The sequence below is a fragment of the Pseudomonas sp. BIGb0381 genome (assembly GCF_024809815.1).
Lineage (GTDB): Bacteria > Pseudomonadota > Gammaproteobacteria > Pseudomonadales > Pseudomonadaceae > Aquipseudomonas.
In genome coordinates, this window is record NZ_JANUEN010000007.1 from 295,619 (window position 1) to 321,537 (window position 25,919).

The following is a 25,919-nucleotide window of genomic DNA, read 5'->3' on the forward strand; positions in this document are numbered from 1 at the left end:
CGACTTACCAGGGCGCGTGAGATACCAGCTGGCCGCTGAAAAAGCCCCAGGCAATCAAGGCCACGGTGATCACGGCCAGTACGACACGCACGGTCAAGGCAGTGACGAGGCGGTTGGAGTTGCCCTCGTCCTTGACCAGAAAGAACAAGCCACTGAACAGGCTCACGACGGTCGCGATCAGCATCAGGGCAATGGCTGCTTTGAGCATGGTCTGGTTCCTGGCTTTGGTGGGCATTGAGGGGATGGGCGGGCAATGAAAACAAGTATAGCCAGCGCCATGAAACGCTTTCGTCCAGGTATCGCACCGACGTTGGTGGTGATGATTCTGCTGCCTTTGATGGTGGGCTTGGGCGTCTGGCAACTGTCGCGCGGCCATGAGAAGCAGCTGCTGGTGGACAGCTATGCCGAACGCCGCGCCGCTGAGCCGATCAGTAGTGTGCAGCTCAGCGACATGGCGGACCCGGCCTTCCGCCGCGTGCATCTGCGCGGGCAATTCGATGCCGAGCACAGCGTATTGCTGGATAACCGCATGCGTGACGGCAAGGCGGGCGTCGAGTTACTGCAACCCTTTCATGACCAGGCCAGCGGCCTGTGGCTATTGCTCAATCGGGGCTGGTTGCCGTGGCCGGATCGGCGCACCCCGCCCGTCTTCACCACTCCGGACCAGCCTTTGAATCTTGACGCCTGGGTGTATGTCGCGCCCGGCGAAACCTTCCAGCTGCATGCGGACCCCACGACCGCGCACTGGCCGCGCCTGTTGACCGCGCTGCACCCCGCCGCGCTGTGGGCTGAGCTGGGCCGCAACGGTTTTGCCTACGAACTGCGTACCGAAGCCGGCCCCGGTACGTACGAAACCACCTGGCCCATCGTTGCGATGGGCCCGGAAAAACACCTGGCCTACGCGGTGCAGTGGTTCGCCATGTCCCTGGCGCTACTGGCTCTTTACCTCTACCTCGGATGGCACACCACAAAGGAGAAGCCCCATGGGAACGGCCACGAATCCACTCAACATGTCTGAGGTAGCTGATCGGCGCAAAGGCCGCTGGCAGCTGATGCTGATCCTGCTGATGGTGGTCGGCCCGATGGCGCTGGCCACCTTTATGTACAAGCTGCAGTTCTGGGTGCCCGACAGTCGCAGCTACCACGGAGAAATGATCGGCAACGGTCAGACCCGCGCCGATATCGGCGTGCAGGCCGATGAACAGCGCTGGCAGTTGCTGGTCACCGCGCCTGCCGCCTGCGCCGCCGATTGCCAGCAACTGGTGTACCTCGCGCGCCAGTTGCAGATCGGCCTGGGGCGCGACGCCTCGCGCGCCAGCCATGCCCTGGCCAGTGCGCAACCGGTCGGTGCCGACTATGACGCCAAGTTGAAGGTCGAATACCCGCAATTGCAGCGCTACTCACTGGACCTCTCGACTTTCACCAAAAACGCCGCTGCGCCGGGCGATGCGCAACTGTGGATCGTCGACCCCCACGGCAACCTGGTGCTGCGCTACGACGCCAAGATCAAGGGCAAAGACTTGCTCAATGACCTGCGCCACCTGTTGAAACTGTCGAACATCGGATAAGGGCATCGTCATGGCCAAACCTGGATTTCGCCTCGCGTTGTTTGCCACCTTGCTGGCGCTGATCGTCGTGCTGCTTGGCGCCTACACCCGCCTGACCCACGCCGGCCTCGGTTGCCCGGACTGGCCGGGCTGCTACGGCTTTATCAGCGTGCCGCAAAGCGAGGCCCAGCTGGCCCATGCCCAATTGCATTTTCCCGATACGCCGGTGGAGGCTGACAAGGGCTGGGCCGAGATGACTCATCGCTATTTCGCCGGCACCCTGGGCCTGTTGATTGTGCTGTTGGCGGCGCGCTCGTGGAGCCATCGGCGTGATCCGGGCCAGCCGGTGAAGTTGCCATTGTTTCTGCTGGCGGTGGTGTTCGCCCAGGCGGCATTTGGCATGTGGACAGTGACGTTGAAGCTCTGGCCTCAGGTTGTGACGGGCCACCTGCTGGGCGGCTTTGCGACCTTGAGCCTGCTGTTTTTGCTGACCTTGCGCTTGTCCGGCGTGTTGCCCGCGTTGATTGTGCCCAAGCGCCTGCAATATTGGGCGACGGCGGGACTGGTGCTGGTGATCGGGCAAATCGCGTTGGGCGGTTGGGTGAGTTCCAACTACGCCGCCGTGGCCTGCGTCGACTTGCCCACCTGCCATGGCGCGTGGTGGCCGGCGGCTGACTTCGCCAACGGCTTTCACCTGACCCAGCACATCGGGCCCAATTACCTTGGCGGCCAACTCGACAGCGAAGCGCGTACCGCCATTCACCTGACTCACCGCATGGGCGCGGTGCTGGTCACCCTGGTGCTGCTCGGCCTGGCCTGGCAGTTGCGCGCCGTAGGCATGACGCGGCTTGCAGGCCTGCTGTTGATCGCCCTGTTCGCGCAAATCAGCCTGGGCCTGAGCAATGTGTATTTCGGCTTGCCGCTGCCGGTGGCGGTCGCTCATAACGCCGGCGGTGCTGCGCTGCTGCTGACGTTGGTGCTGGTTAATTACCACGCCCGCACCAGCCTGGTCCGGGTGCGTGATCAGTTGCTCTTCGGCTGGCGCTTCAGCCCGCGCAAACACGTATCGGGCCTCATCACCCTTAAAGGAGAGATGCCATGGCGACCTTGATCGGCGCGCGTCAAGGCCGGGCGGTCTGGCGCGATTACCTGGAGCTGACCAAGCCGAAAGTGGTGGTGCTGATGCTCATCACTTCTCTGGTGGGTATGTTCCTCGCCACACGCGCAGGCGTGCCGTGGACGGTGCTGGTGTTCGGCAATCTCGGCATTGCCCTGTGTGCGGGCGGCGCGGCGGCGGTGAACCATGTGGTGGACCGGCGGATTGATGCGGTGATGGCTCGCACCCATAAGCGGCCGTTGGCGGAGGGGCGTGTGTCGCCGGTGGCGGCGCTGGCCTTTGCTTTGTTTCTAGCCGTTGCAGGATTGGCCTTGTTGCTGGCGTTCACCAACCCCCTGGCGGCATGGCTGACGCTGGCTTCGCTGCTCGGTTACGCGGTGGTCTACACCGGTTTTCTCAAGCGTGCGACGCCACAAAATATTGTCATCGGAGGCCTGGCCGGTGCCGCGCCACCGCTGTTGGGCTGGGTCGCCGTCACCGGCCACGTCAGCGCCGAGCCCTTGTTGCTGGTGCTGATTATCTTCGCCTGGACCCCGCCGCACTTCTGGGCGCTGGCCATTCACCGCAAGGAGGAATACGCCAAGGCCGATATCCCGATGCTGCCGGTCACCCACGGCGAGCATTACACCAAGGTGCATATCCTGCTCTATACCTTTGCGCTGCTGGCGGTGAGCCTGATGCCCTACGTGATCCACATGAGCGGCCCGCTGTACCTGGTATGCGCACTGTTGTTGGGCGGACGCTTTCTGCAATGGGCCTGGGTGCTGTACCGTGGCGCTCAGCCGCACGCGGCGATCAACACCTTCAGGTACTCTATCTGGTACCTGTTCCTGCTGTTTATCGCCCTGCTCGTAGACCACTACTTACTGTTGAACCTATGACTCGAACTCAAAAAACCGTCTTTATCCTGGTGGCCATCGTCGCGTTGATCATGGGCCTGACCGTTAACAAAGTACTGTCTGGCAAGGGCCAGGGCGACCCTACCGCGTTGATCGACGCCGGCATCATCCTGCTGCCGCAAAGCCGTCAGCTGCCACCAGTGACCATGACCAACCAGGACGGCCAGCCGGTGCTGGTCAACGAGTTGAAAGGCAAGTGGAGCCTGCTGTTCTTCGGCTACACCTTCTGCCCCGACATCTGCCCGACCACCCTCGCCCAGCTGCGCCAGATCAAGAGCGAGTTGCCTAAAGAGGCTGTGGATAAGTTGCAGGTGATTCTGGTCAGCGTCGACCCGAACCGCGACACCCCGACCCAGCTCAAGCAGTACCTGGGCTACTTCGACCCGCAATTCCAAGGCGTCACCGGCGCGAACGTGGAGGATGTGCAGAAGGTCTCGAATGCCGTGAGCATCCCGTTCATACCGGCAGACACCAGCAAGCCCAACTACACCGTCGACCACAGCGGCAACCTCGCGCTGATCGGCCCGGATGGTACCCAGCGCGGGTTTATCCGTGCGCCGTTGAACAACCAGAAGCTGGTGGCGCAACTGCCAGGGTTGTTGCAGCGCAAGTAACAGGCAACGCAAAACACATGTGGGAGGGGGCTTGCCCCCGATGGCGGCAGATCAGTCAGCTCATGCAGCGACTGATACTCCGCAATCGGGGGCAAGCCCCCTCCCACATTTTTTGATCTCCAGCGTGTTGGAGACCGAGTCGGATCAGAACGCCGGCAGGATCGCGCCTTTGTACTTCTCTTGGATGAATTGCTTCACCTCAGGGGTGTGCAGGGCTGCAATCAGCTTCTTCATCGCGTCCGAATCCTTGTTGTCTTCGCGGCTCACCAGGATGTTCACGTAAGGCGAGTCATTGCCTTCGATCACCAGGGCGTCCTTGGACGGGTCCAGCTTGGCTTCCAGCGCATAGTTGGTGTTGATCAGCGCCAGGTCGACCTGGGTCAGCACGCGCGGCAGGGTGGCGGCTTCGAGCTCGCGGAACTTCAGGTTTTTGCTGTTACCGGTGATGTCCTTGATGGTCGACAGGATGTTGGTCGGGTCCTTCAGGGTGATCAGGCCGTTGTTGGCCAGCAGCAACAGGGCACGGCCGCCGTTGGTGGCGTCGTTCGGGATCACCACGTTGGCACCGTTTGGCAGGTCTTCCAGCTTCTTGTACTTGCTGGAGTAAGCCCCCAGGGGCTCCAGGTGCACAGCGCCGACACTCACCAGGTGAGTGCCTTTGGCTTTGTTGAATTCATCCAGGTATGGCTGGTGCTGGAAGAAGTTCGCGTCCAGGCGCTTTTCGGCCACTTGTACGTTGGGCTGTACGTAGTCGGTGAAGACTTTGATCTGCAGGTCCACGCCTTCTTTGGCGAGGGCAGGCTTCACGAATTCGAGGATTTGCGCATGAGGCACCGGCGAAGCCGCGACCTTGATGGTCTCGGCGTGGGCGGAAAACGCGGCAACGGCGGCGAAAGCAACCAGTAGTTTTTTCATCCAGCAAGCTCCTTGTTCGGGCATCTGCCGGCACCAGGCCGGCCATGGCCGTTATTTTCGAGAAAAGTGCACCACCAGCTTGTCGCCGACGGTTTGCAGAATTTGCACCAGGATCATCAGCATCACCACGGTAACCACCATTACATTGTCCTGGAAACGCTGGTAACCGAAACGGATCGCCAGGTCGCCCAGCCCACCGGCACCGACCACGCCGGCCATCGCCGTGTAGGAAACCAGTGTAATCGCGGTCACGGTAATTGCCGCGAAAATGCCGGGGCGTGCTTCGGGCAGCAAGGCGTTGGTGATGATCTGGCGCGTGCTGGCACCCATCGACTGCGTGGCCTCGATGATTCCGCGGTCCACTTCACGTACGGCGGTTTCCACCAGGCGTGCAAAGAATGGTGTGGCGCCGATAACCAGCGGCGGAATCGCGCCCGCAACGCCCAACGTGGTGGCCTCATCCATATATATGCCAGTGATCAGTTTGGTTAATGGAAGCATCACGATCAGCAGGATGATGAACGGCAGCGAACGCAGCATGTTCACGATCAGCGACAGAAAGGCGTACAAGCCTTTCTGCTCGAACAGCTGACGTGGGCTGGTCAAGAACAGCAGCACGCCCAGGGGCAGGCCCAGCACGACCGTGAAGAACAGCGAGCCGAACAGCATGGTCATGGTATCGCCGGTGGCGAGCCAGATTTCGGACCAGTCGATGTCGGCGAAGAAATTCAGGAACAGGTCCATTAGCGCAGCACCTCCATATGGACGTCGGCGGCGGTGAAGCGCGCAAACGCGGCTTCCATGTCACCGCCAGTGACGGCGAGGGTCAGTTGCCCGTAGGGGATGTCTTTGATGCGGTCGATTCGACCGGCCAGGATGCTGTAGTCCACCCCCGTTTCGCGGGCGACGGTACCCAGCAATGGCGCGTAGGTCGCTTCGCCTTGGAACGTGAGCCGCACGATGCGGCCCGGTACGTGGGCGAAGTCATCGCGCTGTTCGCCTTCGTCGACCTGCTCGGCTTCCTGTACGAAGCGCTTGGTGGTCGGGTGCTTGGGGTGCAGGAACACGTCGGCCACCGAGCCTTGCTCGACGATCACGCCGGCATCCATCACGGCTACCTGGTCACACACGCGGCGGATCACATCCATTTCATGGGTGATCAGCACGATGGTCAGTTTCAACTCGCGATTGATCTCGGCCAGCAGTTGCAGGACCGAGGCGGTGGTTTGCGGGTCGAGGGCGCTGGTGGCTTCGTCGCACAGCAGGATTTTCGGCTTGGTCGCCAGGGCGCGGGCAATACCGACGCGTTGCTTCTGGCCGCCAGACAACTGCGCCGGGTACTTCTTGGCGTGGTCCGACAGGCCGACGCGGGCGAGTAGCTCGGCGACACGTTGGTCGATCTCCTTGCGCGACAATTCGCCGGCCAGGGTCAGTGGCAGCGCCACATTGTCGGCAACGGTCTTCGACGCCAGGAGGTTGAAGTGCTGGAAGATCATCCCGACCTGTTGACGGAAACGGCGCAGGCCGTTGGCATCCAGGGCGGTGACTTCTTCGCCGTCCACCGTGATCTGGCCGCCGCTGGGCTCTTCCAGGCGGTTGATCAGGCGCAGCAGTGTGCTTTTACCTGCACCCGAGTGGCCGATCAAGCCAAACACCTGGCCGTTCTCGACGCGCAGGCTGGTGGGGTGCAGCGCGGGAATATCCTTACCGGCGACGCGGTAGGTTTTATGGACGTTTTGAAACTCGATCACGTAGCGAACCTTGTGGGGCGCATTGAAAAGGGATCAGCGGTTAGCCGGGCGCGCATTTTAGCCTGTCCGAATAGCGTTTCTTAGCATTTATTTCGCATTCAACCAGTGATTTGGCAATAACGCGATCAAAGGTCACAAAAAAGGAACGGTGCAAAACCGTGTCAGTCACTACTTAAGCAACTCGATTTCCCAGGTGCCGTGCCTGGGGTTTTGCTCAAACGAGCCGGGGACCGCTCTGGCCACTTTGAATAAGGAGTTTTGACTGATGAGTACCAAGAAGCCAGCCACCCCGTCGAAGAGTGAGCTCGCGGGCACCGATACCCTGGACCGTGGCAACACCAACGCCAAGCTGCAGGCCCTGGAGGAATTCCGTTCCGATGCGACCGGCCAGGCCCTGCGTACCAACCAAGGCGTGAAGATTTCCGACAACCAGAACACCTTGAAAGTCGGTGCCCGCGGCCCTTCGCTGCTGGAAGACTTCATCATGCGTGAAAAAATCACGCACTTTGACCATGAGCGCATCCCCGAGCGCATCGTGCATGCCCGGGGCACCGGTGCCCATGGCTATTTCCAGACCTATGAAAACCATTCTGCGCTGAGCAAGGCGGGTTTCCTGCGCGATCCCGGCCATAAAACCCCGGTGTTCGTGCGTTTCTCCACGGTGCAGGGCCCGCGTGGTTCCGGCGATACGGTGCGTGACGTGCGCGGTTTCGCGGTGAAGTTCTTCACCGATGAAGGCAACTTCGACCTGGTCGGCAACAACATGCCGGTGTTTTTCATTCAGGATGCGATCAAGTTTCCCGACTTCGTACACGCGGTAAAACCTGAGCCGCACAACGAAATTCCTACAGGCGGCTCGGCCCACGATACGTTCTGGGATTTTGTTTCGTTGCAGCCGGAATCGGCGCACATGGTGATTTGGGCGATGTCTGACCGTGCCATTCCAAAAAGCCTGCGTGCCATGCAGGGTTTTGGCATTCACACCTTCCGCTTCATCAATACCGAAGGTAAGTCGAGCTTTGTGAAGTTTCATTGGCACCCGAAGGTCGGCACCTGCTCCCTGGTGTGGGACGAAGCGCAAAAGCTTGCCGGTAAAGATACCGATTACCACCGTCGTGACCTGTGGGAAGCGATTGAAAGCGGCGACTACCCTGAGTGGGAGCTGGGTGTGCAGATCGTTGCGGAGGAAGACGAGCATAAGTTCGACTTCGACCTGCTCGACCCGACCAAGATCATCCCCGAGGAACTGGTGCCGATCACGCCGCTGGGCAAGATGGTGCTTAACCGCAACCCGGATAACTTCTTTGCCGAAGTCGAGCAGGTCGCGTTTTGCCCGGGTCATATCGTGCCGGGCATCGACTTCACCAACGACCCTTTGCTGCAAGGCCGTCTGTTTTCCTACACGGATACGCAGATCAGCCGTCTCGGTGGGCCGAACTTCCATGAGCTGCCGATCAACCGACCTGTGGTGCCTTTCCACAACGGTCAGCGCGACGCCCAGCATCGCACCGTGATCGACAAGGGCCGTGCGGCGTACGAGCCGAATTCTATTGATGGTGGTTGGCCGAAGGAAACGCCACCGGCTGCCCAGGATGGCGGTTTCGAGACCTATTACGAGCGCGTCGACGCCAATAAGGTGCGTGAGCGCAGTGAGTCGTTTGGCGATCACTTCTCGCAAGCCGCGCTGTTTTTCCACAGCATGAGCCATCACGAGAAAGAGCACATCATCGCGGCCTACAGCTTCGAGTTGGGCAAGGTGGAGCGTGAGTTCATTCGCGCACGTCAGGTCAACGAGATTCTGGCCAATATCGATCTGGAACTGGCCAAGCGCGTTGCGCAGAACCTCGGTTTGCCTGCACCGACCAAAGGCACGGTTGCGCCGCGTGAGACTTCGCTGAAAGAGTCGCCGGCGTTGAGCCAGGTGAACTTGCTGTCGGGTGATATCAAGACGCGCAAAGTCGCGATTCTTGCGGCTGACGGTGTGGATGGCGCGGCGATTGATGCGCTGAAAAAAGCACTGGAGGCAGAAGGTGCCCATGCGAAGTTGCTTGGGCCGACCTCGGCGCCGGTGAAGACGGCCGATGGCAAGAGCCTGCCGGTAGATGCGTCGATGGAAGGCATGCCGTCCATTGCGTTTGATGCCGTGTTTATCCCGGGTGGAAAAGAGTCGGTGAAAGCACTGAGCGGCGATGGTGTGGCGTTGCATTACGTTCTGGAAGCCTACAAACACCTGAAGGCGATTGCAGTTGCCAGTGACGTGAAGCCACTGCTGGATCTGCTGAAGCTAGAGGCGGATGCGGGGCTTATCGTTGGCGCGGATGCGAAAGCGTTCAAGGCGTTTTTTGCCGCGATTGCACAACATCGGGTTTGGGATCGTGAGCCGAAGGCTAAGGCGATTCCAGCTTAAGTTATTGGTTGCTTGTTAGACCGCTATCGGGGGCAAGCCCCTCCCACATTTGAATTGTGAATAAATTCAATTGTGGGAGGGGCTTGCCCCCGATGCGTTATTCCGCCTTGCGCGGAATCAAAACCACCTGCGCCGGAATATGTTTCAAAATCTGCCGGTGAATCTTCAGCTCATACTCCGAATCAATGCGCTTCACCCGTTTGGTCAGCAACGTGGCCAGCCATGGGTAATCCTGGGTACGCGGCGCCTGGATCGTCACATCACACTGGTAATTCACCACATCGGTGGCGATTGCATCCAGTTGATGGCGCAGCTCTTCGATGTCGGTGAGGTTCAGCGCCACGGTGGTGCTTGGCGCCGCCGGGTCGATGACCTTGGCTGCAGGCTTGGCTTCGGCGGCCTTGAGGGCCTCTTCGGCCTTATCCAACTCGGCCTTGCGGGCGTGGGTGATGGCGCTGTTTACGCCGCCGGTCAGCGCCGGCGCCTTGGGCATCAGCGCGCGGGCACGGCTCAGGGCGGTGGCGGCGGCGTTTACGTCGCCTTTTTGCAGCACGATCTGGCTGCGCTGCAGGTAAGCCTCGGCCAATTGACGTTGGTAGGGTTCCAGCGTCGGGTCATTGGGCGACTGGGCCTGCATCGCGGCCAGTTGGTCTTCGGCGGTGGCCAGCTCACTGCTGGCCAGGTTTTGCTCCAGCTGCGCGATGGCCGCAGCACGCGGATCCGTAGCCTCTGGGGCGGCGGGCGGTGTGCTTTGACAGGCGCCCAGCAGCAGGGAAAACGCGGCAAGGAGCAGATAACGGGAGGTGAACAGCTTCATTCCTGCGACTCTCTATTTGCGCAAAAAGCGAGCAAGTCTACACCCCTCGACGGGGCAGGACAAAACTCAGCAGAAACAGGGCGGCGGCCGTCACCACAATGGACGGCCCTGCCGGTGTGTCCTTGAACCACGACAACGCCAGGCCCCCGCACACTGCCAGCATGCCCAACAGGCTGGCACCGATCGCCATCTGCTCCGGTGAGCGGGCATGGCGCTGGGCGGCGGCGGCGGGGATGATCAACAGCGACGTGATCAACAATACGCCGACAATCTTCATCGCGACAGCAATCACCACCGCGATCAACAACATGAGCGCCATGCGCAGGGCGGGCACCGGCAAGCCTTCTACGGTTGCCAGTTCTTCGTGCACGGTGATTGCCAGCAATGGGCGCCACAGGGTCACCAGCAGCGCCAGTACGGCAGCGCTGCCGCCGAGGATCCATGCGAGGTCGGTGGGGCTGATCGCCAACAGGTCGCCAAACAGGTAGGCCATCAAGTCGATGCGCACTTCATGCATAAAGCTCAGCACCACCAGGCCCAGGGACAGCGTGCTCGGCGCCAGGATGCCGAGCAGGGTGTCGGAGGCCAGCGGTTGGCGTTGCTGCAGGGTCACCAGCAATACCGCCAGGAGCAGGCAGCCCACGGTTACCGCGATGGTCGGGCTGACATCCAGCAGGAAGCCCAGGGCCACCCCCAGCAGTGCGGCGTGGGACAACGTGTCGCCAAAGTACGCCATGCGTCGCCAGACCACGAACGAGCCCAGTGGGCCCGCCACCAACGCCAGAGCCAAGCCTGCCAGCAGGGCGTAAAGCAGAAAATCAGCCATGCTTGCAGCTATCTCCATGAACGTGGGTGTGGGGCGCCGCGGGATCGTCAACGACAGCGCCATGCAGGTCATGGGCATGGTCGTGATGGTGGTGATAGATCGCCAGGCTCTGGGCGTTCTTGCCGAACAGCTCGACGAACGCCGGGTCGCTGCTGACTTGTTCCGGGTGGCCGGAGCAGCACACGTGGCGATTGAGGCATACCACCTGGTCGGTGGTGCTCATCACCAGGTGCAGGTCGTGGGAGACCATCAGCACGCCGCAGCCATGGCGGTCGCGCAGGCGGGTGATCAGGCTGTACAGCTCGGCCTGGCCGGCGACGTCGACGCCCTGCACGGGTTCATCCAGCACCAGCAACTCGGGCTCGCGCAACAGGGCGCGGGCCAGCAGTACCCGCTGCATTTCGCCGCCGGAGATGCTTTGCACCGGGCTGTCGATGACCTGTTCGGCCCCGACTTCCTTGAGGGCGGCCTGCGCGCGGGCGCGGTCCACACCGGGCACCAGGCGCAAAAAACGCAGTACGGATAAGGGCAGAGTCGGATCAACGTGCAGCTTTTGCGGCATATAGCCCACACGCAGCCTGGGCTTGCGCCACACGCTGCCGGTGTCGGGTTTGAGCAGGCCGAGTACGGCGCGCACCAGGGTGGTCTTGCCGGCGCCATTGGGGCCGATCAGGGTGACGATCTGCCCCGGCTCGACGCTCAATGCGATGTTATCCAGCACGTTTTGCCCGGCGAACGTGACGCCGACCTGCTCCAGGCGGATTAACGCGTTGCTCATCAAGCCCCCTGGCAGCCCGAGCACAGGCCGACCACTTCGACCGTTTGCCCTTCGACCCGGAAGCCCACGTCGGCGGAGCTCTTGATGATGGCGTCGCTGATGCTTTTTTGTTCAAGTTCGATGGCGGCGTGGCACTCGCGGCAGATCAGGAACTGGCCCTGATGCGCGTGTTCCGGGTGGTTGCAGCCGACAAACGCGTTGAGCGAGGCAATGCGGTGCACCAGGCCATTTTCCAGCAGGAAATCCAGCGCGCGATACACCGTAGGCGGCGCGGCGCGGCGGCCGTCCTGCTCGCTGAGCACACCCAGGATGTCGTAGGCGCCCAGGGGTTTGTGGCTCTGCCAGACCAGTTCCAGCACCCGGCGGCGCAGAGCAGTCAGGCGCAAGCCCTTCTGTGCGCAGAGGGTGTCGGCCTCCGACAGCGCGGTATGCACGCAGTGAGAGTGGTCGTGTGGACGGCTGGCAAGCGGTGTTTTAGGCATGAGCGGCGACAGATATTTGATAGAGACGTTATTATGTTACCCGTTCCTACGCCATTGAGTGGTCATCGTGTCCCGACTTTTTCCCGTTTTTGTCGTATTTGTCACCAGTTTGTTCATGACTGGCGCCGCTCAGGCTGAGGTCAAGGTGCTGACCAGCATCAAGCCGTTGCAGTTGATTGCCGCTGCTGTGCAAGACGGTGTGGCCGTTCCGGAGGTGTTGTTGCCGCCGGGTGCGTCGCCGCATAACTATGCGTTGCGCCCATCCGACGTACGGCGCGTGCAGTCAGTCGATCTGCTGTATTGGATCGGGCCGGATATGGAGAGCTTCCTTCCTCGCGTGCTCAAAGGTCGTACAGCCGCGACCGTTGCTGTCCAAGACCTGCCAGGCATGAAGCTCCGCCGCTTCGCCGAAGATAGCCATTCCCACGCCGACGATGCCGACGAACATGACCATGATCATCGCCCAGGCAGCGTGGATGCGCACTTATGGTTGTCGACGGTCAATGCTCGTGTGATCGCCGCGCGCATGGCGTCTGACCTCAGCGCTGCCGACCCGAGCAATGCCGCGCGTTACCAGAGCAACGTGAAGGCATTCGACGAGCGCCTGGATGCCCTTGATGCGCGCCTTAAAAAGCGCATGGCGAGCATCGGTGACAAACCTTACTTCGTGTTCCACGAAGCCTTTGATTACTTCGAAGACGCTTACGGGCTCAAGCACACCGGTGTGTTCAGTGTTGCTGCCGAAGTGCAGCCTGGCGCCCAGCATGTGGCGGCGATGCGTACGCGTTTGGAGGAAGTGGGCAAGACCTGCGTGTTCAGCGAGCCGCCTTTGCGTCCGCGCCTGGCTGAAACCCTGGTGGCTGGCCTTCCGGTGAAGTTGGCGGAATTGGATGCGCTGGGCGGCTACACCCCGGCCACAGCCCAGGGTTACGAACAGGTGCTGGAGAAATTGGGGAACGACTTGGCAGGGTGCCTGGAGTCGTTATAAGCCGCAGCGCAGATCAAATGTAGGAGGGGGCTTGCTCCCGATGACGGCGTTTCAGTCGATGATAAGTTGACTGGTCCACCGCCATCGGGAGCAAGCCCCCTCCCACATTTTGACCGGGTTGGTCCTTAGAGCGCGAATGGCAGGTGGACGGTGACCTGCTGACGCTGCGTCAACCGATGCTCGAACTCGGCGGGATCGTGAATCAGCACATCCTGCCCGGCAAACGACTCGGCAGCGATCAGGCGCGACAACCAGAACCGCACGCACGCCACCCGCAACATGATCGGCCACAACTCGGCCTCCTTGGCGGTAAACGGACGCAGCCCGGCGTAGGCACCCAGCAGCGCACGGGCGCGCGGGCCATCGATGACGCCATCGGCGTCCGAACACCAGTCATTCAGGGCGATTGCCACGTCGTAGAGCATCGGACCCGAGCAGGCGTTGTAGAAGTCGATCAGGCCCGTCAGGTGCGTGCCCTCGAACATCGCGTTGTCGCGGAACAGGTCGGCGTGAACGTTCGCGCGTGGCAGAGCGAGGATGTCGGCCTTGTGGGCTTCGATCTCGGTCAATGCAGCGTGCAGCAGGCTTTGCTGTGCATCGTTCAAGTGCGAAATCAGCTGCGCACCCTCGTTGAGCATCCAGTCCAGGCCGCGATCGGTCTTGCGCTCCAGCACTTTCTCGCCTTGCGTCGCCAGGTGCAGATGACCGAGAAGGTCGCCTACCTGGGCGCAATGCTGTGCGTTGGCGTCCTTGATGTGTTTGCCGGCCAGGCGTGGTTGCAGCAGGGCCGGTTTGCCTTTCAGTTCGCGCAATGCCACGCCATCGGTGGTGCGCAGGGCATAGGGCACCGGCAGGTCGGCGTCGTGGAGCACGTCGAGCAGTTCGATGAAGAACGGCATTTCCGCGACGGGGCCGCGCTCAACCAGGGTCAGGACGAATTCGCCCTGTTCCAGGCTGATAAAGAAATTGGTGTTTTCGCTACCAGCGGCAATCCCCTGGAAGTCAAGCAGGCGGCCGAGCCCGTAGGGGGCAAGAAAGGTTTCCAGCTCGGGCCGAGCCAGGGGGGTGAACACAGACATGGTTAAAACTGCCAGTACGGGCGCCGCGGTGCGCGGCGCCAATTGAAGTTAAGAAATCATTTCCATTCGAAGATCTTCCATGACGGAATCAGCATATCCGGCTGGTCAGAGCGGATGAAGTTCGCGTCGGTTCCGTCCGCGCGCACGAGGAAATACGGCGGAAAGCCTTTCTTCGTTATCTTGATTGCGTACAGGAAACCGTTTTGGCGGTACTCCTGAATGGTTCTGTCGCCCTCCGTGCGAATGGTAACTTCCGGATCACCCGAAGGGGCACTGTCTGCTGCGATGGCAACCATCGGAGCGAGTGCAATCAGGCCGGTCAACAGCAGGCGATTGAATGTACGCATGATAACCTTGTCCCTTTGTTTTCATTGGTCCGGCTATTCTAGCGCCTGACCCGCCGAAAAGGTTGATCCTGCTCATGAGCCAAGCACCCCTCGTCCTGGTGGACGGTTCTTCATATCTGTACCGCGCCTTCCACGCGCTGCCACCGCTGACCACCTCCAAAGGCCTGCCGACCGGTGCGGTCAAGGGCGTGTTGAACATGCTCAAAAGCTTGCGCAAACAGTATCCGGACAGCCCGTTCGCAGTCGTGTTCGACGCAAAGGGTGGAACCTTTCGCGATGACATGTACGCCGAATACAAGGCCAATCGCCCGAGCATGCCCGATGACATGCGTCTGCAGATCGAGCCACTGCACCAGAGCGTGATAGCCCTCGGTTTCCCGTTGCTGTGCGTCGAAGGCGTCGAGGCCGATGACGTGATCGGCACCCTGGCCCGCAGCAGTGCGGCCGCTGACCGTCCGGTGGTGATCTCCACCGGCGACAAGGACATGGCGCAGTTGGTCGACGGGCACATTACCTTGGTCAACACCATGACCGGTAGCTCAATGGACATTGAGGGCGTAAAGGAGAAATTTGGTGTCGCTCCGGAGCAGATCATCGACTATCTGGCGTTGATGGGGGATTCGTCCGACAACATCCCTGGCGTCCCGGGCATTGGTCCTAAGACGGCTTCCGGCTTGCTGGTAGGTGTGAATGGCGGTCTGAAAGAGCTTTATGAGCAGTTGGATATCGTGCCGACCTTGCCGATCAGGGGTGCCAAAACGTTACCCGCCAAGCTCGAAGAGCACCGGGAGATGGCGTTCCTCTCGTATCAGTTGGCGACGATCAAGATCGATGTGCCGCTGGATGTGGGCCTGGATGACTTGCACTTGATCGAACCGGACCGCGAGAAACTCCTGGAGCTGTATACCCTGCTGGAGTTCAAGAGCTGGTTTGATGAGATTCAGCGTGATGCCAAGCGCGTGGAGCTCAAGGCCGCGCCTGTTGCCGAGGACATTGTTGAGGTTGCCCCCGCAGCACCCGCAGAGACGATCTACACCACCATTCTCGACCAAGGCACATTCGATGTCTGGATGAAGAAGCTCAACGACGCGACGTTGTTCGCTTTCGACACCGAAACCACCGGGATCGACGCCCAGCAGGCGCAGTTGGTCGGGGTGTCCTTTGCCGTGAAGCCCCATGAAGCTGCCTACATCCCGCTGACCCACTCCTACATCGGTGCGCCGCCGCAGTTGGATCGCGACACCGTGTTGCTGGCCTTGAAGCCATTGCTGGAAGACCCGAGCAAGCTCAAGGTCGGCCAGCACGCCAAGTTCGACATGAATATCCTGGTCAACTGTGCCATCGGCGGCGACCCGGCGAATGGCATCAGCGTGCGCGGCATCGCTTTCGACACCATGCTTGAATCCTATGTGTTGAATTCCACTGCGACCCGCCATGACATGGACAGCCTGGCCAAGAAGTACCTGGACTACGACACCGTCAGTTTCCAGGACATCGCCGGCAGAGGCGCCAAGCAGCTGACGTTCGACCAGATCCCGCTCGAACAGGCTGGCCCTTATGCCGCCGAGGATGCCGACGTGACGCTGCGCCTGCATCAGGCATTGCACGCACAACTCACGGCCATACCAAGCCTGGCGAGTGTGCTGACGGACATCGAAATTCCCTTGGTACCGGTGCTGGCACGTATCGAACGCCAGGGCGCCCTGGTGGATGCGCAGCTGCTCGGTGTCCAGAGCATCGAGCTGGGCAATAAGATGGTTGAGCTGGAGCGCCAGGCGTTCGAGATCGCCGGCGAAGCATTCAACCTGGGTTCGCCCAAGCAGCTCGGGGCGATTCTCTACGAGAAACTCGGCCTGCCGGTGCTGAAAAAGACGGGCAAGGGACAGGCGTCCACGGCAGAGGAAGTGCTGGCCAAGCTGGCCGAAGATGACTATCCGCTGCCCAAGGTACTGATGCAGTACCGCAGCATGAGCAAGCTGAAAAGCACTTACACCGACCGCTTGCCGGAGCAGATCAACCCGCGTACCGGGCGTGTTCACACCTCTTACCATCAGGCGGTGGCCGCGACCGGGCGACTGTCTTCCAGCGACCCGAACCTGCAGAACATCCCGGTGCGCACCGCCGAAGGGCGGCGCATCCGCCAGGCATTCGTGGCGCCGAAGGGCTACAAACTGCTGGCGGCGGACTATTCGCAGATCGAACTGCGGATCATGGCGCACCTGTCCAAGGACGAGGGGCTGATGAATGCGTTCCGCAACGACCTGGACGTGCACACCGCCACGGCGGCCGAGGTGTTCAAGGTTGAATTGGCTGAGGTCACGTCCAATCAGCGTCGCAGTGCCAAGGCGATCAACTTTGGCCTGATCTACGGTATGGGGGCACAGAAGCTCGGCAAGGACATCGGTGTCGATACCAAGACCGCAAAGGCTTACATCGATGTGTACTTCGCCCGCTACCCAGGGGTTCGCGAGTACATGGAGCGCACCCGTGCCCAGGCTGCCGATCAAGGCTACGTGGAAACGTTCTTCGGGCGTCGGCTGTATTTGCCGGACATCAATTCCAACAAACCTCAGGAGCGCGCGGCCGCAGAACGCACGGCGATCAATGCGCCGATGCAGGGCACGGCGGCGGATATCATCAAGAAAGCCATGGTGCTGGTGGATAACTGGCTGACCGAGTCGGGCCTGGATGCCAAGGTGATCCTGCAGGTACACGATGAACTGGTGCTGGAAGTGCGTGAGGATCTGGTGGCAGAGGTCAGCGAGAAGATTCGCGAGCACATGAGTGCGGCCGCGCAGTTGGATGTGCCGTTGGTGGTGGACGTTGGTGTAGGCGATAACTGGGACGAAGCGCACTGATTTCGCGGCGCCGCCATCACCGGGCGTGATGGCGGAGTGCTTTAGACCGGAAATCCGTTTCAGTTATTACCAATAGTTTTTTGAACCTGCCGGAACTTAACCCGTGAATTGCTACTCAGAGTTACTGAATGGGTGGTGAAGCCCTTCAATGCTCCTATGTTGTGTTAAGTGTTGGCAGATATCCGGACCCCGCCCTAGCGGTCCGGTACTTGAACCCCGAACTTCCCCTCCCCATACGAAGTCCGGGGTTTTTTTTGCCCGCAGAAAAGTTATTCGGCGAGTTCCGCACCTTTGTCTGCCAGTTCCATCCAGCTGGCCAGTACGGTATAGGCATCTTCCAGGCCCATGCGCTTGGGGGCCGAGAACAGCTGGATAGTGATTGTGTCGCCCCAGCCCTTACGAATTTCGGACTGCACTTTGAGCAGGGTGTTCTTGGCGGCGCCGTAGGTGAGCTTGTCGGCCTTGGTCAGCAGGATATGCATCGGCATGCCGCTGGCGACGGCCCAGTCGAGCATCAGCAGGTCGAAGTCGGTCATTGGATGACGGATGTCCATCATCAGGATCAACCCCTTCAAACTCTCCCGGCCGCCCAGGTAAGCCTCCAGGTGACGCTGCCAGTGCAGCTTCAGCGGGATAGGTACTTTTGCATAACCGTAGCCCGGCAGGTCGACCAGACGCCGATCATCGTCTAGCTTGAAGAAGTTGAGTAACTGCGTGCGGCCTGGTGTTTTCGAGGTGCGCGCCAGGCTGGCGTGGGTCAGTGTGTTCAGTGCGCTGGATTTACCGGCGTTGGAGCGACCGGCAAAGGCGACTTCAAAGCCTTCGTCATCGGGGCATTGGTCAACTTTGGCGGCGCTGAGCATGAAGGTGGACTGTTGGCACAGGCCGAGGATGGGGTTCTTGAGTTGCATGAGATTTCCGATGTGGGCGGTGCCGAAAAAGGGTGCGGCAAGCGGTGTCGTTTCCGTTTCAGTAGCGCCAGTATATAATGCCGCAGATTTTGTGTGTGCTTTGTCCCAGCGAAGGATGAAGTTCACGGGAGCGATAGACCTTTATTGCGCATTAGAACGCAAAACGCTCTCAAACCCTGAAAAGGTCGATGTATGACCCGATGGTTGCTCGCTTTCGGTGCCCTGATTCCGCTTTCTGGCGCTCAGGCTACAGAGGATCCGGAAGTGGTGTACAACCGAGTTTGCGTGGCTTGCCATGCTGGCCAACTGCCGAATGCCCCGAGGCGGGGTGACCAGGCAGCCTGGGCGCCAAGACTGGCGCAGGGCATGGACACGCTGGTGCAACACGTGACCCAGGGTTTCAAGGCAATGCCGCCGCGTGGTTTGTGCATGGACTGCAGTACCGAGGATTACCAGGCCATCATTGAGTTGATGGTGAGTAAACCCGGTAGATAACTCTTAAACCCTTAGCCGTAGTTGGATTAGCTGATGAACAAACTGATCGTGAGTCTGCTGTTGACCTTGGGCATCACCGGTGTTGCCTTTGCTGCAGAGGGCCCCCCTAAAGGTGTTGCCACTGCCGGCCAAGCGAAAGCCGCCGTATGTGGTGCCTGCCATGGGCCGGATGGTAACAGTCCGGCGCCGAACTTCCCCAAATTGGCCGGCCAGGGTGAACGTTACCTGACCAAGCAGATGCACGACATCAAGGACGGCAAGCGCACGGTCCTGGAAATGACCGGCTTGCTGACCAACCTCAGTGATCAGGACTTGGCGGATATCGCGGCGTATTTTGCCAGCCAGAAGGGCAGTGTGGGAGCTGCTGATCCGAAACTGGTGGCTCGTGGCGAAAAACTGTTCCGCGGCGGAGACTTGGATAAAGGCCTGCCTGCCTGCACGGGTTGCCACTCGCCCAATGGCGCGGGCATAGCCGCCGCCGGCTTCCCGCACCTGAGCGGCCAGCACGCTACCTACATTGCCAAGCAGCTGACCGATTTCCGTAAGGAAGAGGCAGGGCGAGCCAATGATGGCGACGCGGCAATCATGCGCACCATCGCTCGCAAGCTGAGTGATGAAGACATCGCCGCCGTCTCCAGCTACATCCAGGGCCTGCACTAAGGTGCACGCAACGTTAACGCTCGATTAATCCATCGATGCAAGCATAAAAAGGGTGGCTTAGGCCGCCCTTTTTTGTGGCCGCTGCCGTTACACTAACGAACTCATGTCCGCGTAGACCTGTCACAACAAAGGTCGCGTGAGGCGACTTTATTTGTCCAGGAGTAAAGCATGCGTAATCTGATCCTCAGCGCCGCTCTCGTCACTGCCAGCCTCTTCGGCATGACCGCGCAAGCTGCCGATGTGCCGCTTGAAGCCGGTAAAACCTACGTTGAATTGGCCAACCCAGTGCCGGTTTCGGTACCGGGCAAGATCGAAGTGGTGGAGTTGTTCTGGTACGGCTGCCCGCATTGCTACGCTTTTGAGCCGGTCATCAACCCTTGGGTCGAGAAGCTGCCTAAGGACGTGAACTTCAAGCGTATCCCCGCCATGTTCGGCGGCCCATGGGATGCCCACGGCCAACTGTTCCTGACTCTGGAAGCCATGGGTGTGGAGCACAAAGTTCACAATGCAGTATTCGACGCAATCCAGAAACAAGGCAAGCGCCTGACCAAGCCTGACGAAATGGCTGACTTCGTTGCCACCCAAGGTGTCGACAAGGACAAGTTCCTGGCCACCTTCAACTCCTTCGCCATCCAGGGCCAGATCAAACAGGCCAAGGAACTGGCGCAGAAGTACGGCGTGCAAGGCGTACCGACCATGATCGTCAACGGCAAGTACCGTTTCGACCTGGGCACCACCGGTGGTCCTGAAGCGACCCTCAATGTTGCTGACCAGTTGATCGCCAAAGAACGCGCAGCCAAGTAAGGGGCTTCTCATGCGCCGCTGGGGTACTCAACGTGTGGTTGGCCTGCATGAACCGCAGGTCAACGAACATCACCTGGATTCCACGGGCCTGCCGGCGGACAGCCGCCTGCGCCTGCTCAGCTTCAATATCCAAGTGGGCATCAGTACCGAGAAGTACCGGCACTACCTCACCCGTGGCTGGCAGCACTTGCTGCCCCACAACGGCCGGGCCGGTAACCTGCAGAAGATCGGCGACCTGTTGAATGATTTCGACCTGGTCGCCTTGCAGGAAGCCGACGGCGGCAGCATGCGTTCCGGCTATATCAATCAGGTCGAACACCTGGCGCACCTCGGGGCCTTCCCCTACTGGTATCAGCAACTCAATCGCAACCTCGGGCGCCTGGCGCAGCACAGTAATGGTGTGCTCAGCCGTTTGAAGCCAACGGCCATCGAAGATCACCCGTTGCCGGGCCCCAAGGGGCGCGGGGCGATTCTCGTGCGTTTTGGCGAAGGGCCTGAGGCCTTGGTGGTGGTGATGATGCACCTGGCGCTCGGAGGGCGTACGCGCAACCTGCAGTTGGCCTACGTGCGCGACCTGATTGGCAACTACAAACATCAAGTGTTGATGGGTGACATGAACACCCATGCGAACGACCTCCTGCTGAATTCCCCGTTGCGTGACCTCGGGTTACTGGCGCCGCAAGTCGAAGCCACGTTCCCCAGCTGGCGCCCGCAACGCTGTCTTGACCATATTCTGCTCAGTCCGACTCTCACACTTGAGAGTGTGCAGGTGCTGGCGCAGCCCATCTCCGATCACCTGCCGGTCGCGGTAGAGATTCGTCTGCCGGGTTCGCTCACGGCTGATGCATTGCCCGCGTTGAGCCCCGGCCCTCGCGGACCCCTTGCATGAGCGACGACGCACAGCGCTGGAAAGAAAAATACCTGTTAAGCATTGAGCAACAAGAAAAGCTCGAACGCCGCTGGGCCGCCCGCCTCGACCTGCTGCGTCGTGGGCTGGTGCGCAGCACGCTGGCGGCGGAAGGCACCGACCGCGCAGTTGACCAATGCATGAAGGAAATGCGCGACGTTGTGCGTACCGACGACATGGACGCCGCCCTCGCCGCCTTGCTGCCGCGCCTGGAAAAGGCGGTACTGGATTCGGAGCAGCGCCGCGAAACCCGGATCGACCAGATGAGCACCGCACTGACGTCCCTGGTTACGCAGTTGCAAAAGCTGCCGCTGCCCCGTGAAGTAGCCCGACCGCTGAAAACCTTCGCCAAGCAGTTGGATGGCCGCGTCAGCCAGGCACGTGAGATTCCCTTGTTGCTCAGCGAGTTGAGCAGCCTGCAAGGGCAGGCACTGAATAACCTGGAGCCGGACGGTGAAACCGTGCGTCCTGGGCCGGGTTTGCTGCAACGTCTGTTTGGTGCCAAGGACGTTTCGAACGAGGCCGCGCCCAGCGAGCCTGTCCCCAGCCCGCCCCCGGTACCTGCTGCGCCTGTTGCGCCCAAGCCCGCCGCCGAGCCTCAGGAGCCCGAACAGTCCGACGCGTTGACGCAAGCGTTGCGGGCCTTTGCGTCGCCGCCTCAGGCGCCGGTTGCCGCGCAGCCTGAAGCCACAGCGCCCGCCAAGGCTGTCGATATCGCCAGTGAAAAGTTTGTGTACGAGGCGCCTGCTCAAAGGGTCACAGTGGCTGCGCCTGTCGGCGTATCTCCAGCGCCTGACGAGCTCAGGGAGCCTGAGCCTCAGGTGGAAGAGCCCGCCTCCGAAAGCGCTCTCGCTGCCTTTATCGAAACGCCGCAGGTTGCCGTCGAGGCGCCAGAGGAGACGGTGATCGGCAGCCTCTCGCTCCCTCCGGTTTTTGACGCCGAAGAACTGGACCCCGATGAACTTCAATCGGATGGCCTCTACTCCTTGCCGGATTCACCGGAGCCGTCCTACAGCTCCGTGGCCAAGCATATCGAAGATACCCTGATCGGCCTGTTGGAGGAGCTGGCCCTACCCGAGCGCCATCGTCCCCAGGCCGAAGCCATGCGCGAGCGCCTGGCCCACGGTTTGAACTGGTACGAATTGCTGCCGATCCTCGATGACCTGGCGGTGCTGATGCTGGCGATCACCGACAGCGGCCAGCACGAGTTTGAGGCTTACCTCAAACAGCTCAACGAACGCCTCGAAGCCTTCCAGGGCCATCTGCAAGTGGCCAGCGACGGTCATGCTGACAGCCGCTCCGCTGCCAGGGAGCTGGACACGCAGATTCGTGAACAGGTCGACGGCCTGCAAAGCAGCGTCCAGGACGCGGCCGACCTGGACAGCCTCAAGCAGGTGCTGGAAAGCCACCTTGAGGGTTTGCTCGGTACCATGGACGAGCACCAGCAACAACGTGACCAGCGCGAGCAGGAAGTGGCGGCGCGCCTGAAAGGGCTGGCCGAGCGGGTCGCCAATATGGAGCAGGAAGCCCAAGGATACCGTGAGCACCTCGAGGTGCAGCGCCAGAAGGCCCTGATCGATCCGCTCACCGGCTTGCCTAACCGCGCGGCCTGGAGCGAGCGCCTGGACCACGAGGTCAATATCTGGCACCAGCGTGGCAATAGCCTGTCGCTCGCGATGCTGGACCTGGATCACTTCAAGCGCATCAACGATGGCTATGGCCATCTGGCGGGCGACAAGGTGCTGAAAATCATCGCCAACGTCCTGCGCAAGCGCCTGCGGCCCAACGACTTTATCGCGCGGTTTGGCGGTGAGGAGTTTGTGTTGCTGATGCCCGACTCATCCCTGTCGGATGCCCTGGCGGTGGGTGAAGTACTGCGTGCCGCGATTGCGGCCTGCCCGTTTCACTTCAAGGGCGAACCGGTGACGATTACCGTGTCCATGGGCGTGGCGCAGTTGCAGCCGAGTGAGCGCAGCGAGCTGGCACTCAAGCGGGCCGACGAGGCGTTGTATCGGGCCAAGGCGGCTGGGCGTAATCAGGTGCAGGCGGCGTAAAAGATGTTCCATTGTGTAATTTGACCGCCGGGCCACAAACGGTACGTTACACTGTTGCATTATCGTCTTCAGCGTACCGTCTTCCGCCATGAAATCCTTGTACTTTGCCTGTGTATTTCTTCTGCTCGCCGGCTGCGCCAGTGGTCCGCGCCTGGACACCAGCCATCCCTCGGCGAACCACGACAACCGCGTGCAGTTCGTGGTCGTCCACTACACCTCCACCAATCTTGAACGTTCCCTTGCCCTGTTGACCCACGGCCAGGTCAGCGCTCATTACCTGATCGGCGACGACGCCGGCGCCACCATCTACAAGCTGGTGGATGAAAGCCAGCGTGCCTGGCATGCCGGGGAAAGCGAGTGGATGGGGCGTACCTGGCTCAATTCCAGTTCCATCGGTATCGAGATCGTAAACCCCGGCTACAAGGACACACCCACAGGCCGTTTGTGGTACCCGTATTCCGAGGCCCAAGTGAAATCGCTGGTGGTGTTGCTCAAGGACATCAGCAAGCGCAATGGCATCGACCCCAGGAACATCATTGGCCATAGCGATATCGCGCCCCTGCGCAAGCTCGATCCGGGGCCGCTGTTCCCCTGGAAGCGCCTGGCCGATGAAGGCCTGAGTGTGTGGCCGGATGCCCAGGCCGTCGCCCGCTTCCAGGTGCAGTACGCCGCTGAATTGCCGAGCATCACCTGGTTCCAGGAAGAATTGGCGCTCCTCGGTTACCCGACACCCCAGACGGGGGAGTTGGATGTCGCCACGCGACATGTGATCGCGGCGTTCCAGATGCGGTTCCGGCCATCGCTGTTCGATGGCATGCCGGACGCCGAAAGTGCTGCCATCCTGCGTGCCCTGAACCGGCGTTAAGCTCCCTTCTACAAGGGCAGCGCCATATAGAACTGGGTGCCCTGCCCCGGTCGCGAATACACACCCATGCGGCCGCCGTGCAATTGCACGATCTCCTTGCACAGCGCCAGCCCCAGGCCGGCGCCACCCTTCTTGCGGCCAACCTGGACAAAGGGTTCGAAGATGCGCCCTTGTTGGCCATAAGCGATACCTTCGCCGTTGTCTTCGACGCTGATAATCACCCGTTCGCCATGTCTTCGCGCCTGCAGGCGAATTTGCCCACCGTCGGCGGTATGACGCAGGGCATTGCCCAGCAGGTTGTCGAGTACCCTTTCCAGCTGCGCCTGGTCGGCATACAGCCGTGGCAGATCTGATTGGACTTCGACCAGCAGTTCGATGTGTTGCGCATTGGCGGGCTCCACGAAGCGCGCGCGCGCGTGTTCGAGCAGATCGGTCACGTCGCACGGTCCCAAGGTGAGTTTCTGCAGGCCGTTCTGGTAGCGCGAGAAGTTGAGCAGGTCGTTGATCAACTGCATCAGGCGCTGCATTTCTTCATTGACCGTATCCAGCAGGTCCGCTTCACGGGATTCCGGCGGGAACTTCGCGCGTTCACGGAACAGGCCGAACGCCATATGCATGCCGGTCACCGGCGTGCGCAGTTCATGGGAGGCGCGCAAGACGAATTCGCTGCGTACCCGCTCGAAGGCGCGCTGTTCGGTGACGTCGTGCAGCACCATCACCGCCCCAAGAATGTGTCCCTGGGTATGGCTGACAGGGGTGAGGCTGTAGGTCAGCAGACGAAGTTCGCCCTCGACTTCGACTTCCAGATCTTCCGGCGCGCGCTCCAGATTGCCGCCGCGCAACACCAGTTGCAGTTGTTCATCCAGCTCCGGGCGCACCAGCGCTTCGCCAAGGCCTTGGCCGAGGCGCTCCTCGTCCCAGCCCAATTGGCGTTGCGCAACGGGGTTGAGATGCTCCAGACGGCCTTGGCGGTCAATCATCAGCAGGCCGTCGTCGATGCTGTCGAGCACTGCTTGCAGGCGCTGCTGGCCCGCCAGCAGTTCGTCAACATTCGTCGCCTGATGCTGGCGCACCGCCTCGGCCATAAGGCCGAAGCGACGGGTCAACAGGTTCATTTCCGCTGCCGAAGAGATCGGTAGCGTCACTTCAAAATCGCCCTGACCGATCTTGTCCGCCGCTTTTGCCAGCGCTTCGATCGGCGCGCCAAATCGCCGGGCGATGCCATGGGCCGTGACAAATCCGATGATCAGCACTGCAAGGCCCACCAACCCCAGCAAGCCGGCGATCAGCAAGGCGCGCGCGCGGGATTTGTGCTCGCTGTTGCTGATGTTTTGCAGGGCCTGCTTATGTTGATCAATCAGCCCATTGCGCAGCGCATTGAAGGCTTCGGTGAGTTTTTCCTTGCTGCCCGGCGGTGGCGACGCTTGCTGGGATTGCTCGAATGCGTCCAGCAGGTTCTGGTATTGGGCTCGCGCCTGGCTGAAACCGTGGCTATGACCGTCGCGTTGCTCATGGGCGATGCCTTGGTCCAGCAGGTCGAAGTACCGCTGCTTGGCGCGTTGCAATGCCTGCGGATCGGGACGATGTTCCAGCATCATGATCAATTGGTCGCCAAGGCTTTGGCGCAGTTTGAGCCCCAGGTCCAGCGTGACGAAGTTGCTGCGAATCAGGGACTCCTGGGTCTTGGCCATTTGCATGACGCTGACCAGACCCAGGATCAGACCCAACAGGGCGACGGTGATCAGCGCTGAGATACTCAGAAACAACCGAGTGCGCAGTGTCATCGCGAGCTTCATAG

At 60.8% G+C, this 25,919-nt stretch carries 26 protein-coding genes; 14 read left to right on the forward strand and 12 right to left on the reverse strand.

Translation table 11 applies throughout. The features are described from left to right. Positions 1 to 4: 4 nt before the first annotated feature. The gene (locus M2397_RS20160) at positions 5 to 208 is read right to left on the reverse strand and encodes a twin transmembrane helix small protein (RefSeq protein ID WP_016978774.1); all 204 of its coding nucleotides are present in this window, start codon (positions 206 to 208) and stop codon (positions 5 to 7) included. 45 nt (positions 209 to 253) lie between these two features. On the opposite strand from M2397_RS20160, the gene M2397_RS20165 reads away from it, so the two are divergent. From M2397_RS20165 to M2397_RS20185, 5 genes are read left to right on the forward strand one after another with little or no spacing between them, the layout of a single operon-like run. Next, the gene (locus M2397_RS20165) at positions 254 to 1,018 is read left to right on the forward strand and encodes an SURF1 family protein (protein WP_259244298.1); all 765 of its coding nucleotides are present in this window, start codon (positions 254 to 256) and stop codon (positions 1,016 to 1,018) included. Next, positions 984 to 1,568, forward strand: coding sequence for a hypothetical protein (locus M2397_RS20170; protein WP_131699587.1), 585 nt, complete (start codon positions 984 to 986; stop codon positions 1,566 to 1,568). Before M2397_RS20165 ends, M2397_RS20170 begins: the two co-directional genes overlap by 35 nt. A gap of 10 nt (positions 1,569 to 1,578) precedes the next feature. Next, the gene (locus M2397_RS20175; RefSeq protein ID WP_145338350.1) at positions 1,579 to 2,658 is read left to right on the forward strand and encodes a heme A synthase; all 1,080 of its coding nucleotides are present in this window, start codon (positions 1,579 to 1,581) and stop codon (positions 2,656 to 2,658) included. Next, on the forward strand, positions 2,646 to 3,545 hold the full coding sequence (gene cyoE, locus M2397_RS20180) for a heme o synthase (protein WP_259244299.1): 900 nt from the start codon (positions 2,646 to 2,648) through the stop codon (positions 3,543 to 3,545). The genes M2397_RS20175 and cyoE overlap by 13 nt, the downstream gene beginning before the upstream one ends. Next, on the forward strand, positions 3,542 to 4,177 hold the full coding sequence (locus tag M2397_RS20185) for an SCO family protein (protein ID WP_259244300.1): 636 nt from the start codon (positions 3,542 to 3,544) through the stop codon (positions 4,175 to 4,177). The genes cyoE and M2397_RS20185 overlap by 4 nt, the downstream gene beginning before the upstream one ends. A 144-nt stretch (positions 4,178 to 4,321) precedes the next feature. On the opposite strand, the gene M2397_RS20190 is transcribed toward M2397_RS20185, so the two are convergent. Genes M2397_RS20190 through M2397_RS20200 form a run of 3 tightly spaced genes read right to left on the reverse strand, consistent with a single transcriptional unit; the run spans position 4,322 to position 6,843 of the window. Beyond that, entirely contained in the window at positions 4,322 to 5,092 is a 771-nt protein-coding gene (locus M2397_RS20190; RefSeq protein ID WP_259244301.1) for a MetQ/NlpA family ABC transporter substrate-binding protein, read from the reverse strand. Between the two features lie 51 nt (positions 5,093 to 5,143). Continuing rightward, a complete protein-coding gene (locus M2397_RS20195) occupies positions 5,144 to 5,836 on the reverse strand; it encodes a methionine ABC transporter permease (protein ID WP_259244302.1) in 693 nt (230 codons plus the stop codon). Then, positions 5,836 to 6,843, reverse strand: a complete 1,008-nt coding sequence (locus M2397_RS20200; protein ID WP_131699581.1) for a methionine ABC transporter ATP-binding protein — start codon at positions 6,841 to 6,843, stop codon at positions 5,836 to 5,838. Before M2397_RS20200 ends, M2397_RS20195 begins: the two co-directional genes overlap by 1 nt. A 265-nt stretch (positions 6,844 to 7,108) precedes the next feature. Between M2397_RS20200 and katE the strand changes: the two genes are divergently transcribed. Continuing rightward, positions 7,109 to 9,250 carry a catalase HPII gene (gene katE, locus M2397_RS20205; protein ID WP_131699580.1) on the forward strand — a complete coding sequence of 714 codons (2,142 nt, stop codon included), beginning with the start codon at positions 7,109 to 7,111 and terminating at the stop codon, positions 9,248 to 9,250. 97 nt (positions 9,251 to 9,347) lie between these two features. Here katE and M2397_RS20210 read toward each other — a convergent pair whose 3' ends face one another. The 4 genes from M2397_RS20210 to zur are packed head-to-tail and all read right to left on the reverse strand — an operon-like array spanning position 9,348 to position 12,153. Further along, positions 9,348 to 10,067 carry a PA5502 family lipoprotein gene (locus M2397_RS20210; RefSeq protein ID WP_167656820.1) on the reverse strand — a complete coding sequence of 240 codons (720 nt, stop codon included), beginning with the start codon at positions 10,065 to 10,067 and terminating at the stop codon, positions 9,348 to 9,350. A 37-nt stretch (positions 10,068 to 10,104) separates the two neighbouring features. Continuing rightward, entirely contained in the window at positions 10,105 to 10,893 is a 789-nt protein-coding gene (gene znuB / locus M2397_RS20215; protein ID WP_167656819.1) for a zinc ABC transporter permease subunit ZnuB, read from the reverse strand. Next, positions 10,886 to 11,671, reverse strand: coding sequence for a zinc ABC transporter ATP-binding protein ZnuC (gene znuC / locus M2397_RS20220; protein ID WP_167656818.1), 786 nt, complete (start codon positions 11,669 to 11,671; stop codon positions 10,886 to 10,888). Before znuC ends, znuB begins: the two co-directional genes overlap by 8 nt. Then, a complete protein-coding gene (gene zur / locus M2397_RS20225) occupies positions 11,671 to 12,153 on the reverse strand; it encodes a zinc uptake transcriptional repressor Zur (RefSeq protein WP_026136513.1) in 483 nt (160 codons plus the stop codon). The genes znuC and zur overlap by 1 nt, the downstream gene beginning before the upstream one ends. 58 nt (positions 12,154 to 12,211) lie before the next feature. Here zur and M2397_RS20230 point away from each other — a divergent pair, with 58 nt between their 5' ends. Then, positions 12,212 to 13,141: a zinc ABC transporter substrate-binding protein gene (locus M2397_RS20230; RefSeq protein ID WP_131699577.1), complete on the forward strand. Its 930-nt coding sequence runs from the start codon at positions 12,212 to 12,214 to the stop codon at positions 13,139 to 13,141. Positions 13,142 to 13,266: 125 nt separating this feature from the next. Here the strand turns inward: M2397_RS20230 and M2397_RS20235 are convergent, their stop codons facing one another. Both M2397_RS20235 and M2397_RS20240 read right to left on the reverse strand, forming a co-directional pair. After that, entirely contained in the window at positions 13,267 to 14,220 is a 954-nt protein-coding gene (locus tag M2397_RS20235; RefSeq protein WP_145338346.1) for a homoserine kinase, read from the reverse strand. Between the two features lie 56 nt (positions 14,221 to 14,276). Continuing rightward, a complete protein-coding gene (locus tag M2397_RS20240) occupies positions 14,277 to 14,567 on the reverse strand; it encodes a DUF2782 domain-containing protein (protein ID WP_131699575.1) in 291 nt (96 codons plus the stop codon). Positions 14,568 to 14,641: 74 nt separating this feature from the next. Between M2397_RS20240 and polA the strand changes: the two genes are divergently transcribed. Beyond that, positions 14,642 to 17,425 (forward strand): DNA polymerase I, encoded by a 2,784-nt coding sequence (polA, locus tag M2397_RS20245; RefSeq protein ID WP_259244303.1) that lies wholly within the window; start codon positions 14,642 to 14,644, stop codon positions 17,423 to 17,425. A gap of 269 nt (positions 17,426 to 17,694) precedes the next feature. Here polA and yihA read toward each other — a convergent pair whose 3' ends face one another. Next, on the reverse strand, positions 17,695 to 18,336 hold the full coding sequence (yihA, locus tag M2397_RS20250) for a ribosome biogenesis GTP-binding protein YihA/YsxC (RefSeq protein WP_145338344.1): 642 nt from the start codon (positions 18,334 to 18,336) through the stop codon (positions 17,695 to 17,697). A 192-nt stretch (positions 18,337 to 18,528) separates the two neighbouring features. Between yihA and M2397_RS20255 the strand changes: the two genes are divergently transcribed. From M2397_RS20255 to M2397_RS20280, 6 genes are all read left to right on the forward strand, one after another. Then, complete coding sequence (locus M2397_RS20255; protein WP_259244304.1) at positions 18,529 to 18,831, forward strand: cytochrome c5 family protein; 303 nt, start codon at positions 18,529 to 18,531, stop codon at positions 18,829 to 18,831. Positions 18,832 to 18,864: 33 nt separating this feature from the next. Beyond that, a complete protein-coding gene (locus M2397_RS20260) occupies positions 18,865 to 19,491 on the forward strand; it encodes a cytochrome c4 (protein ID WP_145338343.1) in 627 nt (208 codons plus the stop codon). A 168-nt stretch (positions 19,492 to 19,659) separates the two neighbouring features. After that, entirely contained in the window at positions 19,660 to 20,295 is a 636-nt protein-coding gene (dsbA, locus tag M2397_RS20265) for a thiol:disulfide interchange protein DsbA (RefSeq protein WP_065937861.1), read from the forward strand. A 10-nt stretch (positions 20,296 to 20,305) separates the two neighbouring features. Continuing rightward, positions 20,306 to 21,184 carry an endonuclease/exonuclease/phosphatase family protein gene (locus M2397_RS20270; RefSeq protein ID WP_131699571.1) on the forward strand — a complete coding sequence of 293 codons (879 nt, stop codon included), beginning with the start codon at positions 20,306 to 20,308 and terminating at the stop codon, positions 21,182 to 21,184. Further along, positions 21,181 to 23,256: a GGDEF domain-containing protein gene (locus M2397_RS20275; protein WP_259244305.1), complete on the forward strand. Its 2,076-nt coding sequence runs from the start codon at positions 21,181 to 21,183 to the stop codon at positions 23,254 to 23,256. Before M2397_RS20270 ends, M2397_RS20275 begins: the two co-directional genes overlap by 4 nt. An 88-nt stretch (positions 23,257 to 23,344) precedes the next feature. Then, a complete protein-coding gene (locus M2397_RS20280; RefSeq protein ID WP_145338342.1) occupies positions 23,345 to 24,121 on the forward strand; it encodes an N-acetylmuramoyl-L-alanine amidase in 777 nt (258 codons plus the stop codon). Between the two features lie 8 nt (positions 24,122 to 24,129). On the opposite strand, the gene M2397_RS20285 is transcribed toward M2397_RS20280, so the two are convergent. After that, positions 24,130 to 25,917, reverse strand: a complete 1,788-nt coding sequence (locus M2397_RS20285; RefSeq protein ID WP_131699568.1) for a KinB sensor domain-containing domain — start codon at positions 25,915 to 25,917, stop codon at positions 24,130 to 24,132. Positions 25,918 to 25,919 lie beyond the last annotated feature (2 nt).

What these genes read in the sequence shown, in the direction of transcription:
- M2397_RS20160 (WP_016978774.1), bottom strand. Translation starts at nt 208, where the DNA reads ATGCTCAAAGCAGCCATTGCCCTGATGCTGATCGCGACCGTCGTGAGC.
- M2397_RS20165 (WP_259244298.1), top strand. Translation starts at nt 254, where the DNA reads ATGAAAACAAGTATAGCCAGCGCCATGAAACGCTTTCGTCCAGGTATC.
- M2397_RS20170 (WP_131699587.1), top strand. Translation starts at nt 984, where the DNA reads ATGGGAACGGCCACGAATCCACTCAACATGTCTGAGGTAGCTGATCGG.
- M2397_RS20175 (WP_145338350.1), top strand. Translation starts at nt 1,579, where the DNA reads ATGGCCAAACCTGGATTTCGCCTCGCGTTGTTTGCCACCTTGCTGGCG.
- cyoE (WP_259244299.1), top strand. Translation starts at nt 2,646, where the DNA reads ATGGCGACCTTGATCGGCGCGCGTCAAGGCCGGGCGGTCTGGCGCGAT.
- M2397_RS20185 (WP_259244300.1), top strand. Translation starts at nt 3,542, where the DNA reads ATGACTCGAACTCAAAAAACCGTCTTTATCCTGGTGGCCATCGTCGCG.
- M2397_RS20190 (WP_259244301.1), bottom strand. Translation starts at nt 5,092, where the DNA reads ATGAAAAAACTACTGGTTGCTTTCGCCGCCGTTGCCGCGTTTTCCGCC.
- M2397_RS20195 (WP_259244302.1), bottom strand. Translation starts at nt 5,836, where the DNA reads ATGGACCTGTTCCTGAATTTCTTCGCCGACATCGACTGGTCCGAAATC.
- katE (WP_131699580.1), top strand. Translation starts at nt 7,109, where the DNA reads ATGAGTACCAAGAAGCCAGCCACCCCGTCGAAGAGTGAGCTCGCGGGC.
- M2397_RS20210 (WP_167656820.1), bottom strand. Translation starts at nt 10,067, where the DNA reads ATGAAGCTGTTCACCTCCCGTTATCTGCTCCTTGCCGCGTTTTCCCTG.
- znuB (WP_167656819.1), bottom strand. Translation starts at nt 10,893, where the DNA reads ATGGCTGATTTTCTGCTTTACGCCCTGCTGGCAGGCTTGGCTCTGGCG.
- znuC (WP_167656818.1), bottom strand. Translation starts at nt 11,671, where the DNA reads ATGAGCAACGCGTTAATCCGCCTGGAGCAGGTCGGCGTCACGTTCGCC.
- zur (WP_026136513.1), bottom strand. Translation starts at nt 12,153, where the DNA reads ATGCCTAAAACACCGCTTGCCAGCCGTCCACACGACCACTCTCACTGC.
- M2397_RS20235 (WP_145338346.1), bottom strand. Translation starts at nt 14,220, where the DNA reads ATGTCTGTGTTCACCCCCCTGGCTCGGCCCGAGCTGGAAACCTTTCTT.
- M2397_RS20240 (WP_131699575.1), bottom strand. Translation starts at nt 14,567, where the DNA reads ATGCGTACATTCAATCGCCTGCTGTTGACCGGCCTGATTGCACTCGCT.
- polA (WP_259244303.1), top strand. Translation starts at nt 14,642, where the DNA reads ATGAGCCAAGCACCCCTCGTCCTGGTGGACGGTTCTTCATATCTGTAC.
- yihA (WP_145338344.1), bottom strand. Translation starts at nt 18,336, where the DNA reads ATGCAACTCAAGAACCCCATCCTCGGCCTGTGCCAACAGTCCACCTTC.
- M2397_RS20255 (WP_259244304.1), top strand. Translation starts at nt 18,529, where the DNA reads ATGACCCGATGGTTGCTCGCTTTCGGTGCCCTGATTCCGCTTTCTGGC.
- M2397_RS20260 (WP_145338343.1), top strand. Translation starts at nt 18,865, where the DNA reads ATGAACAAACTGATCGTGAGTCTGCTGTTGACCTTGGGCATCACCGGT.
- dsbA (WP_065937861.1), top strand. Translation starts at nt 19,660, where the DNA reads ATGCGTAATCTGATCCTCAGCGCCGCTCTCGTCACTGCCAGCCTCTTC.
- M2397_RS20270 (WP_131699571.1), top strand. Translation starts at nt 20,306, where the DNA reads ATGCGCCGCTGGGGTACTCAACGTGTGGTTGGCCTGCATGAACCGCAG.
- M2397_RS20275 (WP_259244305.1), top strand. Translation starts at nt 21,181, where the DNA reads ATGAGCGACGACGCACAGCGCTGGAAAGAAAAATACCTGTTAAGCATT.
- M2397_RS20280 (WP_145338342.1), top strand. Translation starts at nt 23,345, where the DNA reads ATGAAATCCTTGTACTTTGCCTGTGTATTTCTTCTGCTCGCCGGCTGC.
- M2397_RS20285 (WP_131699568.1), bottom strand. Translation starts at nt 25,917, where the DNA reads ATGAAGCTCGCGATGACACTGCGCACTCGGTTGTTTCTGAGTATCTCA.